Origin of the sequence: Streptomyces sp. NPDC005576, from assembly GCF_042871745.1 — a bacterium.
In the GTDB taxonomy this organism is placed as follows: Bacteria; Actinomycetota; Actinomycetes; order Streptomycetales; family Streptomycetaceae; genus Streptomyces.
In genome coordinates, this window is record NZ_JBIAJC010000005.1 from 138,626 (window position 1) to 154,247 (window position 15,622).

General features: G+C 66.0%; 10 protein-coding genes. All 10 read right to left on the reverse strand.

Translation table 11 applies throughout. The annotated features are described in order from the left end of the window. Positions 1 to 141: 141 nt before the first annotated feature. Entirely contained in the window at positions 142 to 2,268 is a 2,127-nt protein-coding gene (gene fusA, locus ACFYPN_RS10735) for an elongation factor G (RefSeq protein WP_358755864.1), read from the reverse strand. A 39-nt stretch (positions 2,269 to 2,307) separates the two neighbouring features. Further along, positions 2,308 to 2,778: a 30S ribosomal protein S7 gene (rpsG, locus tag ACFYPN_RS10740; protein WP_358755862.1), complete on the reverse strand. Its 471-nt coding sequence runs from the start codon at positions 2,776 to 2,778 to the stop codon at positions 2,308 to 2,310. A gap of 2 nt (positions 2,779 to 2,780) precedes the next feature. Beyond that, positions 2,781 to 3,152 (reverse strand): 30S ribosomal protein S12, encoded by a 372-nt coding sequence (gene rpsL, locus ACFYPN_RS10745; RefSeq protein WP_003948652.1) that lies wholly within the window; start codon positions 3,150 to 3,152, stop codon positions 2,781 to 2,783. Between the two features lie 573 nt (positions 3,153 to 3,725). Further along, positions 3,726 to 7,625 (reverse strand): DNA-directed RNA polymerase subunit beta', encoded by a 3,900-nt coding sequence (locus tag ACFYPN_RS10750; RefSeq protein ID WP_275493793.1) that lies wholly within the window; start codon positions 7,623 to 7,625, stop codon positions 3,726 to 3,728. A 129-nt stretch (positions 7,626 to 7,754) separates the two neighbouring features. After that, positions 7,755 to 11,240 (reverse strand): DNA-directed RNA polymerase subunit beta, encoded by a 3,486-nt coding sequence (gene rpoB / locus ACFYPN_RS10755; RefSeq protein WP_358755860.1) that lies wholly within the window; start codon positions 11,238 to 11,240, stop codon positions 7,755 to 7,757. 600 nt (positions 11,241 to 11,840) lie between these two features. Continuing rightward, positions 11,841 to 12,221, reverse strand: coding sequence for a 50S ribosomal protein L7/L12 (gene rplL, locus ACFYPN_RS10760; protein WP_358755858.1), 381 nt, complete (start codon positions 12,219 to 12,221; stop codon positions 11,841 to 11,843). An 82-nt stretch (positions 12,222 to 12,303) separates the two neighbouring features. Then, complete coding sequence (rplJ, locus tag ACFYPN_RS10765) at positions 12,304 to 12,861, reverse strand: 50S ribosomal protein L10 (RefSeq protein ID WP_358755856.1); 558 nt, start codon at positions 12,859 to 12,861, stop codon at positions 12,304 to 12,306. 325 nt (positions 12,862 to 13,186) lie between these two features. Next, on the reverse strand, positions 13,187 to 14,101 hold the full coding sequence (locus ACFYPN_RS10770; protein ID WP_358755854.1) for an LppX_LprAFG lipoprotein: 915 nt from the start codon (positions 14,099 to 14,101) through the stop codon (positions 13,187 to 13,189). A 176-nt stretch (positions 14,102 to 14,277) separates the two neighbouring features. After that, positions 14,278 to 15,000, reverse strand: coding sequence for a 50S ribosomal protein L1 (gene rplA / locus ACFYPN_RS10775; RefSeq protein WP_358755852.1), 723 nt, complete (start codon positions 14,998 to 15,000; stop codon positions 14,278 to 14,280). 83 nt (positions 15,001 to 15,083) lie between these two features. After that, positions 15,084 to 15,518, reverse strand: coding sequence for a 50S ribosomal protein L11 (gene rplK, locus ACFYPN_RS10780; protein WP_073740413.1), 435 nt, complete (start codon positions 15,516 to 15,518; stop codon positions 15,084 to 15,086). Positions 15,519 to 15,622: the final 104 nt, after the last annotated feature.

The window sequence follows — 15,622 nt, forward strand, 5'->3', positions numbered from 1 at the left end:
GTTCTGTACGCCTTGCTTCATCGGCGCCAGGTGATCTTTGCTGGGATGCCGGAGCCCGGGGCACCCACCGCCACCGCTCGCGCGTTGACGGTGATGCCCAGCAGGCTCCGGTGACAAGCCTAAAGCGTGAGCTCGGGAGAGTTACTCGCCCTTGGCCTTCGCGATGATCTCCTCGGCGACGTTCCGCGGAACCTCGGCGTAGGAGTCGAACTGCATCGAGTAGCTTGCGCGACCCGAAGTCTTGCTACGGAGGTCTCCGACATAGCCGAACATCTCCGAGAGGGGCACGAGGCCCTTCACGATGCGAGCACCGCTGCGCTCCTCCATGGCCTGAATCTGGCCACGGCGGGAGTTGATGTCGCCGATGACCTCACCCATGTAGTCCTCGGGCGTGGTGACCTCAACGGCCATCATGGGCTCGAGAATGACGGGAGAAGCCTTGCGCGCGGCCTCCTTGAAGGCCTGCGAACCGGCGATCTTGAACGCGAGCTCGGAAGAGTCGACCTCGTGGTAACCACCGTCGAGAAGAATGACGCGAACGCCGGTCATCTCGTAGCCGGCCAGGATGCCGAACTGCATGGCCTCCTGCGCGCCCGCGTCCACCGACGGGATGTACTCCCGGGGGATACGGCCACCGGTGACCTTGTTCACGAACTCGTACGAAGCGTCGCCGCCCTCGATCGGCTCGATCGCGATCTGCACCTTGGCGAACTGACCGGTACCACCGGTCTGCTTCTTGTGGGTGTAGTCATGACGCTCGACGGCCTTGCGGATCGTCTCGCGGTACGCGACCTGCGGCTTGCCGACGTTCGCCTCGACCTTGAACTCGCGACGCATACGGTCGACGAGGACGTCGAGGTGGAGCTCGCCCATACCACCGATGATGGTCTGGCCGGTCTCCTCGTCCGAGTGAACCTGGAAGGAGGGGTCCTCCTCCGCGAGACGCTGGATGGCTACACCCAGCTTCTCCTGGTCACCCTTGGACTTGGGCTCGATGGCGACCTGAATGACCGGCGCCGGGAAGTCCATGGACTCCAGGATGACCGGGTTCTTGTCGTCACACAGCGTCTCACCGGTGGTGGTCTGCTTCAGGCCCATGACGGCGACGATGTCACCGGCACCCACCGACTCGATCTCCTCACGCTTGTTCGCGTGCATACGGTAGATCTTGCCGATGCGCTCCTTCTTGCCCTTGACGGAGTTCAGCACCGCGGTGCCGGCCTCCAGGCGACCCGAATAAATCCGGATGAAGGTGAGCTTGCCGAGGTGCGGGTCGCTCGCGATCTTGAAGGCGAGCGCGGCGAGCGGCTCGTCCTCAGAAGGCTTGCGCACGACGACCTTGTCGGGGTCGGAGACCGCGTGGCCCTCGATGCCCTCGACGTCGATCGGCGACGGCAGGTAACGCACGACCGCGTCGAGCAGGGGCTGAACGCCCTTGTTCTTGAACGCGGTGCCACAGAACACGGGGCTGACCGTGGTCTCCCCACCCTTGCCGGAGGCAATGGTGATGCGGCGGACGGCGGCGTAGAGCTGCTCCTCGGTGGGCTCGGTGCCCTCCAGGTACAGCTCCATCATCTGGTCGTCGTTCTCGGCGACGGTCTCGACGAGCTTGCCGCGGTACTCCTCGGCGAGCTCGGTGAGGTTCGCCGGGATGTCGACGACCTCGTACATCTCGCCCTTGGACGCTTCGGCCGTCCAGACGAGGGCCTTCATGCGGACCAGGTCCACAACGCCCTCGAAGTCGGCCTCTGCACCGATCGGCAGCTGCATCACGATCGGGGTGGCGCCGAGGCGGTCCACGATCATGTCGACGCAGCGCAGGAAGTCGGCACCGGTCCGGTCGAGCTTGTTGACGAAACAGATGCGCGGGACGCCGTAGCGGTCCGCCTGACGCCAAACGGTCTCGGACTGCGGCTCGACGCCGGCAACGCCGTCGAACACGGTCACAGCGCCGTCGAGGACGCGGAGCGAACGCTCCACCTCGACGGTGAAGTCCACGTGGCCGGGGGTGTCGATGATGTTGATCGTGTGATCGACATCTTCGAGGGGCCAGTGGCAGGTCGTCGCGGCAGACGTGATCGTGATGCCGCGCTCCTGCTCCTGCTCCATCCAGTCCATCGTGGCAGCGCCGTCGTGGACTTCACCGATCTTGTACGAGACACCGGTGTAGAACAGGATCCGCTCGGTGGTGGTCGTCTTGCCCGCGTCGATGTGGGCCATGATCCCAATGTTGCGGACCTTGGCCAGGTCAAGCGAAGTGGTAGCCATAAGGCTTCAGTCTTCTCTCGGTCTCGATGTGGGTAACGACTACCAGCGGTAGTGCGCGAAGGCCTTGTTGGACTCGGCCATCTTGTGGGTGTCCTCGCGCTTCTTGACGGCCGCACCGAGGCCGTTGGAGGCGTCGAGCAGCTCGTTCATGAGGCGCTCGGTCATGGTCTTCTCACGACGGGCACGGGAGTAACCGACGACCCAGCGCAGGGCGAGGGTGGCAGCGCGACCGGGCTTGACCTCGATCGGCACCTGGTAGGTGGCGCCACCGACACGGCGGGACTTGACCTCGAGGGCGGGCTTGACGTTCTCAAGCGCGCGCTTCAGCGTGATGACCGGGTCGTTGCCGGTCTTCTCGCGGAGGCCTTCCATGGCGCCGTACACGATCCGCTCGGCGGTGGAACGCTTGCCGTCGAGGAGGATCTTGTTGATCAGCGACGTGACAAGAGGAGAGCTGTAGACCGGGTCGATGATGACCGGGCGCTTCGGGGCGGGGCCCTTACGAGGCATTCTTACTTCTCCTTCTTGGCGCCGTAGCGGCTGCGGGCCTGCTTGCGGTTCTTGACACCCTGGGTGTCGAGCGAGCCGCGGATGATCTTGTAACGAACACCCGGCAGGTCCTTCACACGGCCACCACGCACGAGCACGATGGAGTGCTCCTGCAGGTTGTGTCCCTCACCCGGGATGTAGGCCGTGACCTCGATGCCGGAGGTCAGACGCACACGCGCGACCTTACGGAGGGCCGAGTTCGGCTTCTTCGGGGTGGTCGTGAAGACACGCGTGCAGACGCCGCGGCGCTGGGGCGAACCCTCGAGCGCGGGCGTCTTGTTCTTCTCGACCTTGTCCTGCCGGCCCTTCCGGACCAGCTGCTGGATCGTAGGCACTACTTCTCCGGTTTCTGTGTGCCGTTCGTTGAAACTAACCTGGAACATCACCGACCCACGCGGTCGGGTGTGTCGAATACTGCAAGCCTCTGCCGGAAAACAACGGATGAAGCGCAGATTGCGGTGGCCCTTTGACGGACCCGGCCTGCGGCTGAGGACACGCACGCCGAGCCCAGGCACACCCCAGGCACAAGGCTTGAGCGTACCTACCTCATCGACTTGGGTCAAAACAAATGGAACGCTGCCGGACGCGCCTCGCCCCGCCCCCCGGCCGGGACCCCCCGGCGGGCACGCCGAGGTGCCGGCACCCGGAGTGCCCGCGCACAGGTCTCCGTTCCGCCGGGGGCGGGGAAACCGCTGGTGGGACGGGTGGGGAGCCCGCTCCCGGTCTCCTGGCCGCCACCTCCGCGGCGTCACCGTCGGCGCCCGCGTCGGCCTTGCGGGCCCGCCGGACATGAGTTTCCTCACGGCCCGCGCCCGGGGCGCCGCACGAGGGCGATCCAACGCCGCAGGGCGGCCACCCCTCACGGGATGGCCGCCCTGCGGACCGGTCAAGCGACTCGCTCGACTCGCTTACTGGTTGTACGGACCGTAGTCGTAGTCCTCCAGCGGGACGGCCTGGCCGGAGCCGGTGCCGAACGGCGAGTAGTCGATGTCGTCGTAGCCGACGGCCGAGTACATCGCGGCCTTGGCTTCCTCGGTCGGCTCGACCCGGATGTTGCGGTAGCGGGCGAGGCCCGTACCGGCCGGGATGAGCTTACCGATGATGACGTTCTCCTTGAGGCCGATCAGGGAGTCCGACTTGGCGTTGATCGCCGCGTCGGTCAGGACCCTGGTGGTCTCCTGGAAGGACGCCGCCGACAGCCACGACTCGGTGGCCAGCGAGGCCTTGGTGATACCCATCAGCTGCGGACGGCCGGAGGCGGGGTGTCCGCCCTCGGTGACCACACGACGGTTCTCGGTCTCGAACTTCGAGCGCTCGACGAGCTCGCCCGGCAGGAGTTCCGCGTCGCCGGACTCGATGATCGTCACGCGGCGGAGCATCTGCCGGATGATGATCTCGATGTGCTTGTCGTGGATCGACACGCCCTGCGAGTTGTAGACCTTCTGGACTTCGCCGACCAGGTGGACCTGGACCGCACGCTGGCCGAGGATGCGCAGCACGTCGTGCGGGTTGGTCGCACCGAAGGTCAGCTTCTGGCCGACCTCCACGTGGTCGCCCTCGCGGACGAGCACCTTGGAGCGCTTCGAGATCGGGAAGGGAGTCTCTTCGCTGCCGTCGTCCGGCGTGACGATGATCTTCTTGGTCTTCTCGGTCTCTTCGATCCGGATGCGGCCTGCGGCCTCGGAGATCGGAGCGACACCCTTCGGCGTACGGGCTTCGAAGAGCTCGACGACACGGGGCAGACCCTGGGTGATGTCGTCACCGGCCACACCACCGGTGTGGAAGGTACGCATCGTCAGCTGGGTACCGGGCTCACCGATGGACTGGGCGGCGATGATGCCGACCGCCTCACCGATGTCGACCAGCTTGCCGGTGGCGAGCGAGCGTCCGTAGCAGAAGGCACAGGTGCCGACCGCGGACTCACAGGTCAGGACCGAACGCGTCTTGACCTCCTCGACACCCGCGTTGACGAGGGCGTCGATGAGCACGTCACCGAGGTCCACGTTGGCCGGCGCGATGACCTTGCCGTCGATGACGACGTCCTCGGCCAGCATGCGGGCGTACACCGAGGTCTCGACGTCGTCCGTCTTGCGCAGGACACCGTCCTCGCCCTTGACGGCGATCTTCAGCTTGAGGCCGCGGTCGGTGCCGCAGTCCTCCTCGCGGATGATCACGTCCTGCGAGACGTCCACCAGACGACGGGTCAGGTAACCCGAGTCGGCGGTACGCAGCGCGGTGTCGGCCAGACCCTTACGGGCACCGTGCGTGGAGATGAAGTACTCGAGGACGGTGAGGCCCTCACGGAACGACGCCTTGATGGGACGGGGGATCGTCTCGTTCTTGGCGTTGGACACCAGACCACGCATACCGGCGATCTGACGCATCTGCATCATGTTTCCTCGGGCACCCGAGTCAACCATCATGAAGATGGGGTTCACCTTGGGGAAGTTCGCGTTCATCGCCTCGGCAACCTCGTTGGTCGCCTTGGTCCAGATCGCGATGAGCTCCTGCGTGCGCTCGTCCTTGGTGATCAGACCGCGCTCGTACTGCTTCTGGACCTTCTCGTCCTGCTCCTCGTAGCCGCGCACGATGGCCTTCTTGGCCTCGGGCACGACGATGTCGGAGACCGCGACGGTCACACCGGAGCGGGTCGCCCAGTGGAAACCGGCCGCCTTCAGGTTGTCGAGCGTCGCCGCCACGATGACCTTGGGGTAGCGCTCGGCCAGATCGTTGACGATCTCGGAGAGCTGCTTCTTGCCCACCGAGTAGTCGACGAACGGGTAGTCCTCGGGCAGCAGCTCGTTGAAGAGCGCGCGGCCCAGGCTGGTACGCAGACGGAAGGTGTCACCCGGCTGGTACTCGGGCTCGCCCTCCTCGGCGACCGGCGGCACCCAGCCACGCGGCGGAATGGTGCCCACCGGGAAGCGGATGTCGACCTTCGCCTGAAGCGACAGCTCGCGGGCGTCGAAGGCCATGGTGGCCTCGGCCGTGGAGCCGAACGCGCGGTCCGTGCCCTTGACGTTGCGGCCCTCTTCGTCCGTGGTGAGGAAGAAGAGACCCAGCACCATGTCCTGGGTCGGCATGGTGACGGGGCGACCGTCGGCCGGCTTCAGGATGTTGTTCGAGGACAGCATCAGGATGCGGGCCTCGGCCTGCGCCTCCGCGGAGAGCGGCAGGTGCACGGCCATCTGGTCACCGTCGAAGTCCGCGTTGAACGCGGTGCAGACGAGCGGGTGGATCTGGATGGCCTTGCCCTCGACCAGCTGGGGCTCGAAGGCCTGGATGCCGAGGCGGTGCAGGGTGGGCGCACGGTTCAGCAGCACCGGGTGCTCGGCGATGACCTCTTCGAGGACGTCGTACACGACGGTGCGGCCACGCTCGACCATGCGCTTCGCCGACTTGATGTTCTGCGCGTGGTTCAGGTCCACCAGGCGCTTCATCACGAACGGCTTGAAGAGCTCCAGCGCCATGGCCTTCGGCAGACCGCACTGGTGCAGCTTGAGCTGCGGGCCGACGACGATCACGGAACGCGCGGAGTAGTCCACGCGCTTGCCGAGGAGGTTCTGGCGGAATCGACCCTGCTTGCCCTTGAGCATGTCGCTCAGGGACTTCAGCGGACGGTTGCCGGGGCCCGTGACCGGGCGACCACGACGGCCGTTGTCGAACAGCGCGTCGACGGCCTCCTGGAGCATGCGCTTCTCGTTGTTCACGATGATCTCGGGGGCACCGAGGTCGAGAAGGCGCTTCAGGCGGTTGTTGCGGTTGATCACGCGGCGGTACAGGTCGTTCAGGTCGGAGGTCGCGAAGCGGCCACCGTCCAGCTGCACCATCGGACGCAGGTCCGGCGGGATGACCGGCACGCAGTCGAGCACCATGCCCTTGGGCTTGTTGCTGGTCTGCAGGAACGCGGAGACGACCTTGAGGCGCTTGAGCGCACGGGTCTTCTTCTGGCCCTTGCCGGAGCGGATGATCTCGCGGAGGCGCTCGGCCTCCTCGTCGAGGTCGAAGGACTCCAGGCGCTTCTGCAGCGCGGCGGCGCCCATGCAGCCGTCGAAGTACGTGCCGAAGCGGTCACGCAGCTCACGGTAGAGCAGCTCGTCGCCCTCGAGGTCCTGGACCTTGAGGTTCTTGAAGCGGCTCCACACCTCGTCGAGACGGTCGATCTCGCGCTGCGCACGGTCGCGCAGCTGCTTCATCTCGCGCTCGGCACCTTCGCGCACCTTGCGGCGCACGTCGGCCTTGGCGCCCTCGGCCTCCAGCTCGCCGAGGTCGGTCTCGAGCTTCTTGGCGCGGTTCTCCAGGTCGGAGTCGCGGCGGTTCTCGACCTGCTGACGCTCGACGGAGACGTGCGCCTCCAGCGACGGGAGGTCGCGGGTGCGGCGCTCTTCGTCGACGAACGTGATCATGTACGCGGCGAAGTAGATGACCTTCTCGAGGTCCTTCGGCGCGAGGTCCAGTAGGTAGCCGAGGCGCGACGGGACGCCCTTGAAGTACCAGATGTGGGTGACGGGAGCGGCAAGCTCGATGTGGCCCATGCGCTCACGGCGCACCTTGGCGCGGGTTACCTCGACGCCACAGCGCTCACAGATGATGCCCTTGAAGCGGACACGCTTGTACTTGCCGCAGTAGCACTCCCAGTCCCGGGTCGGACCGAAGATCTTCTCGCAGAAGAGTCCGTCCTTTTCGGGCTTGAGCGTGCGGTAGTTGATGGTCTCCGGCTTCTTCACTTCGCCGTGGGACCAGGTCCGGATGTCGTCCGCGGTGGCAAGGCCGATCCGCAGCTCGTCGAAGAAGTTGACGTCGAGCACTTGTCGTCAATCCCTCTTTCGGGGGTTCGAGCCCCTCGCCGTCAAGCGAAAAGATGGGGCACTTCAGTAATGGTCTGAACGGGTCCCGGGAGGGCCGGCCGGATCACGTGGATCCGGCCGGCCTACCCGTCAGACCTCTTCGACGCTGCTCGGCTCGCGCCGGGACAGGTCGATACCGAGTTCCTCCGCCGCGCGGAAGACGTCCTCGTCCGTGTCGCGCATCTCGATGGACATGCCGTCCGAGGACAGGACCTCCACGTTGAGGCAGAGCGACTGCATTTCCTTGATGAGCACCTTGAAGGACTCAGGGATGCCCGGCTCAGGGATGTTCTCGCCCTTGACGATGGCCTCGTAGACCTTCACGCGGCCGGTCACGTCGTCGGACTTGATCGTCAGCAGCTCCTGGAGTGCGTACGCGGCGCCATAAGCCTCCAGCGCCCACACCTCCATCTCACCGAAGCGCTGACCACCGAACTGAGCCTTACCACCGAGCGGCTGCTGGGTGATCATGGAGTACGGGCCGGTCGAACGAGCGTGGAGCTTGTCGTCGACCAGGTGGTGCAGCTTGAGGATGTACATGTAACCGACCGAGACCGGCTCCGGGAACGGCTCTCCGGAACGGCCGTCGAACAGGTTGGCCTTTCCGGTGGGCTGCACCAGGCGGTCGCCGTCGCGGTTCGGGATCGTGAAGTTGAAGAGACCGGAGATCTCGTCCTCGCGCGCACCGTCGAAGACGGGCGTGGCGACGTTGGTGCCGGGCTCGACCTGGTCGGCGCCGATGGCCTGGAGCCGCTTGGCCCACTCGTCACCGAGGCCGGAGACGTCCCAGCCGCGGCTGGCGAGCCAGCCGAGGTGGATCTCCAGGACCTGTCCCGGGTTCATTCGGGACGGCACACCCAGCGGGTTGAGGATGATGTCGACCGGGGTGCCGTCCTCCAGGAACGGCATGTCCTCGATCGGCAGGATCTTCGAGATGACGCCCTTGTTGCCGTGACGGCCGGCGAGCTTGTCACCATCGGTGATCTTGCGCTTCTGCGCGACGTAGACGCGGACCAGCTGGTTCACGCCCGGCGGCAGCTCGTCGCCCTCTTCGCGGTCGAAGACGCGGACGCCGATGATCTTGCCGATCTCGCCGTGCGGCACCTTCAGCGAGGTGTCGCGCACCTCGCGCGCCTTCTCACCGAAGATCGCGCGGAGCAGGCGCTCCTCGGGGGTCAGCTCGGTCTCGCCCTTGGGCGTGACCTTGCCGACGAGGATGTCACCGGCCGTGACCTCGGCACCGATCCGGATGATGCCGCGCTCGTCGAGGTCCGCGAGGACCTCTTCGGAGACGTTCGGGATGTCCCGGGTGATCTCCTCCGGACCGAGCTTGGTGTCACGGGCGTCGACCTCGTGCTCCTCGATGTGGATCGAGGAGAGGACGTCGTCCTGCACGAGGCGCTGCGACAGGATGATCGCGTCCTCGTAGTTGTGACCTTCCCACGGCATGAACGCCACGAGCAGGTTCTTACCGAGGGCCATCTCACCGTTCTCGGTGGCCGGACCGTCGGCGAGCACCTGGTCGGCGACGACCCGGTCGCCCTCGGAGACGACGACCTTCTGGTTCACCGAGGTGCCCTGGTTGGAGCGCATGAACTTCGCGATCCGGTACGTGGTGTACGTGCCGTCGTCGTTCGTGACGGTGATGTAGTCCGCGGAGACCTCCTGGACCACACCGTCCTTCTCGGCCTTCAGCACGTCACCGGCGTCGGTGGCGCAGCGGTACTCCATGCCGGTGCCGACGAGCGGCGCCTCGGACTTGATGAGCGGCACCGCCTGCCGCATCATGTTCGCGCCCATGAGGGCACGGTTGGCGTCGTCGTGCTCCAGGAACGGGATCATCGCGGTGGCGACGGACACCATCTGGCGCGGCGAGACGTCCATGTAGTCGACTTCGGTGCCGGGCACGTAGTCGACTTCTCCGCCACGACGGCGGACCAGGACGCGGGGCTCGGTGAAGCGCAGCTCCTCCGAGAGGGTCGCGTTCGCCTGGGCGATGACGTAACGGTCTTCCTCGTCGGCCGTGATGTAGTCGACCTCGTCGGTGACCTGACCGTCGGTGACCTTGCGGTACGGCGTCTCGATGAAACCGAACGCGTTGACGCGGCCGTACGAGGCGAGCGAACCGATCAGACCGATGTTCGGGCCTTCGGGGGTCTCGATCGGGCACATGCGTCCGTAGTGGGACGGGTGCACGTCTCGGACCTCGAAGCCGGCCCGCTCACGGGAGAGACCACCCGGGCCAAGAGCCGACAGGCGGCGCTTGTGGGTGAGACCCGACAGCGGGTTGTTCTGGTCCATGAACTGCGACAACTGGCTGGTGCCGAAGAACTCCTTGATGGAGGCGACGACCGGCCGGATGTTGATCAGGGTCTGCGGCGTGATCGCCTCGACGTCCTGGGTCGTCATGCGCTCACGCACGACGCGCTCCATACGGGCGAGACCCGTACGGACCTGGTTCTGGATCAGCTCGCCGACGTTGCGCAGGCGGCGGTTGCCGAAGTGGTCGATGTCGTCGGTCTCGACGACGATCGAACGTCCGGACTCGCCGACCGTCTCCAGCTCACCGGCGTGCAGCTTCACCAGGTACTTGATGGTCGCGATGATGTCGTCGCTGGTGAGGACACCGGCGTTCAGCGGCTCGTCCGCGCCGAGCTTCTTGTTCACCTTGTAGCGGCCGACCTTCGCGAGGTCGTAGCGCTTCGGGTTGAAGTAGAGGTTCTCGAGCAGCGTCTGAGCGGCCTCACGGGTCGGCGGCTCGCCCGGGCGCAGCTTGCGGTAGATGTCGAGCAGCGCGTCGTCCTGGCCCTGGGTGTGGTCCTTCTCCAGGGTGGCGCGCATCGACTCGTACTCGCCGAACTCCTCCAGGATCTGCTCGGTCGTCCAGCCGAGAGCCTTCAGGAGGACGGTGACCGACTGCTTGCGCTTGCGGTCGATGCGGACACCGACCATGTCGCGCTTGTCGATCTCCATCTCCAGCCAGGCACCCCGGGAGGGGATGATCTTGGCGGAGTAGATGTCCTTGTCGGACGTCTTGTCGATCGACGAGTCGAAGTAGACGCCGGGGGAACGGACGAGCTGCGACACCACGACACGCTCGGTGCCGTTGATGACGAAGGTGCCCTTGTTGGTCATGAGCGGGAAATCGCCCATGAAGACCGTCTGGGACTTGATCTCGCCGGTCTCGTTGTTGGTGAACTCGGCCGTGACGAAGAGCGGGGCGGCGAAGGTGAAGTCGCGCTCCTTGCACTCGTCGATCGAGTTCTTCGGGGGCTCGAATCGGTGGTCGCGGAACGTGAGCGACATCGACCCGGAGAAGTCTTCGATCGGGGAGATCTCTTCGAAGATTTCCTCGAGTCCGGACTTCGTGGGGACGTCTTGTCCACTGTCCAGAGCAGCCTCGACGCGAGCCTTCCAAGCGGCGTTGCCGAGGAGCCAGTCAAAGCTCTCGGTCTGCAGCGCGAGGAGGTTCGGAACCTCGAGGGGCTCCTTGATTTTTGCAAAGGAGATGCGCAGCGGGGCGGTGCTGGCACCGTGGTTCGTATTCGCGGTCGAGGCGTTGCGCGAGGCGGCCAAGAGGGGGTCCTTCCGAGGGCTCGGACTCACTACGCGCGTACCGGTCCCATGCCGACACGAAGACGGAAATCCCAGTTCAAGGAGATCTGTCGTCGATGCTCAAGCGTGGGTATGCCCCTGGTGACGGGCAGGAGGCAGCTAACAGGCAGCGCAAAGGGACAGTGTAGCCAAACGGCACACTGATGTCCAGTCGGGGTTCTCAGAGACCCGCGTCGCTGTCAACAGCTGTTCTCAACACCTTTTCAGCCCTCGCGCGGCTCGTGCCACGCGCTTCTTTACTTCCCGCTTCGCGCCCGATCCATGCCTCGGATGCGGACCGAGATGAAGACGCGTCCTGAGAATTGCGCGCCGCGTGCGGTTCGTCAAGGCCCCCCGGCCCGCTCGCGGTCCCTGCAACCGCATCCGCGGCTGCGAGGCCCTCTCCGACGCCCTCAGGAGGCGTACGGCGATGATCACCCTACTCCCCGCCCGCGGAAGAGCAAGGTGACCGACTCGGGTACGCCGAAGGGCGACCACCCGGTCGGGTGATCGCCCTTCGCGTTCGCGACGGACCCCGCCTCACGGCAGGGGCGTCACAGGTGAGTCAGAAGACTCGTGAAGTCACTTGACCTCGACGGACGCGCCGGCGGCCTTGAGGGACTCGGCAGCCTTCTCGGCGGCCTCCTTGGCGACCTTCTCGAGGACGGGCTTCGGAGCGCCGTCGACGAGGTCCTTGGCCTCCTTCAGGCCGAGGGAGGTCAGCTCGCGCACGACCTTGATGACCTGGATCTTCTTCTCGCCGGCACCCGTGAGGATGACGTCGAACTCGTCCTGCTCCTCGACGGCCTCGACGGCGGCAGCGCCACCACCGGCGGCAACGGCGACCGGGGCGGCGGCCGTGACGTCGAACTTCTCCTCGAACGCCTTGACGAACTCGGAGAGCTCGATGAGGGTCAGGGTCTCGAACTGCTCGAGCAGCTCTTCCTGGGACAGCTTCGCCATGATGGCGTCCTTCCACTAAGTCGGCAGGTGCCGGATGTATATGTCGGCGGGCGTACGAAGGGCCCGCTGGACCGCTGAGTGATTACTCGGCAGCCTCGGCGGGCGCCGGCGTACCGGCACCGCCCTGCTCTTCCTTCTTGGCACGAAGCGCTTCCGCGGTGCGGATGAACTTCGAGGGGAGCGCCTGGAAGAGTGCGGCAGTCTGCGACTGCTTGCCCTTCATGGCACCTGCCAGCTTGGCGAGCAGAACCTCGCGGGACTCAAGGTCCGCGAGCTTCTTGAACTCATCGGCGGACAGCGCCTTACCGTCAAGGACACCGCCCTTGATGATGAGGTTGGGGTTGTCCTTGGCGAAGTCACGAAGACCCTTCGCCGACTCCACCGGGTCACCGGTGACGAAGGCAACCGCCGTCGGACCTGCGAAGAGGTCGTCCAGCGTGTCGATCCCGGCCTCGTTGGCCGCGATCTTGGTCAGCGTGTTCTTCACCACGGCGTACTGGGCGTTCTCACCGAGCGAACGGCGCAGCTGCTTGAGCTGGGCCACGGTGAGACCCCGGTACTCGGTCAGCACGGCGGCGTTCGAGCTGCGGAACTGGTCCGCGAGCTCGGCTACCGCGGCAGCCTTGTCGGGCCTTGCCATGAGCGTCGGCCTCCTTCCGGGTGATGAGGACCGCTCAGAAGGGGCCGGGAAAGACGAAACGCCCCAGCACAAGTGCCAGGGCGCGGCTCGACCGGACGAGTCCGGGAGCGTTCCACAGTCACCTGCGCAGGTCGTCCGTCCGTACGGAACCTTCGGTTGATGCCCCTTCTTGCGAAGGCACACCAACGACCAGCGGTCTTTGGCTTCTTCAGGAGAGTACGCGACCAGGAGCACGCGGAGCAAATCCGTCCGCAATCCGTGGGGTGCGGGAGGTTTGCACCCGCACCCCACGGGTCACGGGAGGCGTCGAACAGTCGAGCAGCGGTCAGGAAGCGGCCTTCGCGGCCTGGCCGGCGATCTCCTTGAAGTCGGCCGTGTCCCCGGCAGCGGGCGGCCGGACGCTCACCGGAGTGCCGTAGTCGCTGTAGAAGATGGTGGTGTTCACCGCGCCGGCGGCGCTCTCCCCACGCTCGGTCTTCTTGACGAGCAGGTCGTCCTTGTCGACCCACACGTCGACCGTCTCCGTCTTCAGGCCCGCCTTGTCGAGCTGGTCCTTGAGCTCCTGGAGCTGGTCGGCGTCGAGGCCGCCGCTCTTCGCGGTGAGCGCGGCCACGTCGACGACACCGGAGTAGTGCGTGGTGGCGACGCCACGGACGTCCTCCTCACCGACCTTCTTCACGTCACCCGACGCCAGGAGGGCCTTCACGCCCTCCTGGGGCGTGCTGTTCTTGATCTGGTTCTGCGCCGCCTCACCGGAGGCACCGGTGAGGGCGGCGAGATCGGCGTAGGCGTACCGGAGCCAGTGCTTGCCCCCGAGGGCGGACGCGAAGGCGTCGCCCATGTTCATGTAGTAGGCGTCCTTGAGGTACAGCGCCCGCATCGTGCCGTCGCCGCCCATCTTCGCCATGGCCTCGCCCATGGTGCCGCCGGTGTACTTGATGCTGACGTCCCCGGACATGCCGTCCGACCAGTCCATGACCCCCGACATCGTCATCGACATGGCGGCGCCCATGGCCATGGTGCTCTCCACCTTGGCTGAGTGGACGCTGTCGTTCTTCGTCTGCACCTTCTTGAGCGCGGCGATCGGCGACACGGCGACCGCGGCGGCGGCCGGGCTCCTGTCGCCGTTCTTGCCGCCCGAGCCGCCCGCCTCGTCCGACCCCCCGCACGCCGCCACCGACGACAGCGCCGCCACCGTCACGACCGACACGCACACACGCCGCAGTGCCCTGCTCTTCATCACTCGAATCCCACCCCTCGCACGAACTGTCGCCTCACCCTCGCACAGGGGGCTGACAGCAACCGGCACGGCCCGTTCCGTACGGCCCGCCTCCGGATACGAAGACGGGCCCCGCAACCAAAAGGTTGCAGGGCCCATCTACACGCGTGACGCGACTACCCGGTGAGCGCGGAGGCTCAGAGGGAGGCCGGGTCCTCCTCGACGAGGAGGTTACGGGTGCGGTTCGAGTCCAGCGGGATGCCGGGGCCCATCGTGGTGGCCAGTGCGGCCTTCTTGATGTAGCGGCCCTTGGCGGCCGACGGCTTCAGACGAAGGATCTCGTCCAGCGCGGCGGCGTAGTTCTCGACCAGCTTCGTCTCGTCGAAGGAGACCTTGCCGATGATGAAGTGCAGGTTCGAGTGCTTGTCGACGCGGAACTCGATCTTGCCGCCCTTGATGTCGTTGACAGCCTTGACGACATCGGGGGTGACGGTGCCGGTCTTCGGGTTCGGCATCAGACCACGCGGACCGAGCACGCGGCCGAGGCGGCCGACCTTGCCCATGAGGTCCGGGGTGGCGACGACGGCGTCGAAGTCCAGGCGGCCCTTCGCGACCTCGTCGATGAGCTCGTCGGAGCCGACGATGTCGGCGCCCGCGGCTTCCGCGGCCGCAGCACGGTCACCGGTCGCGAAGACCAGGACCCGGGCGGTCTTGCCGGTGCCGTGCGGGAGGTTCACGGTGCCACGGACCATCTGGTCGGCCTTGCGAGGGTCGACACCCAGGCGGAAGGCGACCTCGACGGTGCCGTCGAACTTGGTGGTCGCGGTCTCCTTGGCGAGACGGACGGCTTCGAGCGGGGCGTAGACGCGCTCCCGGTCGATCTTCGCGTCCGCAGCGCGGAGGTTCTTGCTGCGCTTCACTGCTGCTCCTGTGTGTTCAGAGAGTGGAGTCGTGGTGCGGACCAGCGCCTGGTCCTACCACTTGAGGCCGTGGGGGGCTGGACTCAGCCTTCGACCGTGATGCCCATGGAACGGGCGGTGCCAGCGATGATCTTCGACGCGGCGTCGAGGTCGTTGGCGTTCAGGTCGGGGAGCTTCGTCGTGGCGATCTCGCGGACCTGGGCAGCCGTCAGCTTGGCGACCTTCGTCTTGTGCGGCTCGCCGGAGCCCTTGTCCACACCAGCGGCCTTGAGGATCAGCTTCGCGGCCGGCGGAGTCTTGGTGATGAAGGTGAAGGAACGGTCGTCGTAGACCGTGATCTCCACCGGCACGACCATGCCACGCTGCGACTCGGTCGCGGCGTTGTAGGCCTTGCAGAACTCCATGATGTTGACGCCGTGCTGACCCAGTGCGGGGCCGACCGGCGGGGCCGGGTTGGCCGCACCGGCGTTGATCTGGAGCTTGATAAGCCCCGTGATCTTCTTCTTCTTGGGAGGCATTGCTCTCTCCGGGTCCTAGTGAGAGTGTTTCGCCGCCATTCCGGTCATCCGGACGGAGGCATACCGCACAACGATAACGGGTATAGCTGCGCGACCAAAAACCG

What these genes read in the sequence shown, in the direction of transcription:
- fusA (WP_358755864.1), bottom strand. Translation starts at nt 2,268, where the DNA reads ATGGCTACCACTTCGCTTGACCTGGCCAAGGTCCGCAACATTGGGATC.
- ACFYPN_RS10770 (WP_358755854.1), bottom strand. Translation starts at nt 14,101, where the DNA reads ATGAAGAGCAGGGCACTGCGGCGTGTGTGCGTGTCGGTCGTGACGGTG.
- rplL (WP_358755858.1), bottom strand. Translation starts at nt 12,221, where the DNA reads ATGGCGAAGCTGTCCCAGGAAGAGCTGCTCGAGCAGTTCGAGACCCTG.
- rplJ (WP_358755856.1), bottom strand. Translation starts at nt 12,861, where the DNA reads ATGGCAAGGCCCGACAAGGCTGCCGCGGTAGCCGAGCTCGCGGACCAG.
- rpsG (WP_358755862.1), bottom strand. Translation starts at nt 2,778, where the DNA reads ATGCCTCGTAAGGGCCCCGCCCCGAAGCGCCCGGTCATCATCGACCCG.
- rplK (WP_073740413.1), bottom strand. Translation starts at nt 15,518, where the DNA reads ATGCCTCCCAAGAAGAAGAAGATCACGGGGCTTATCAAGCTCCAGATC.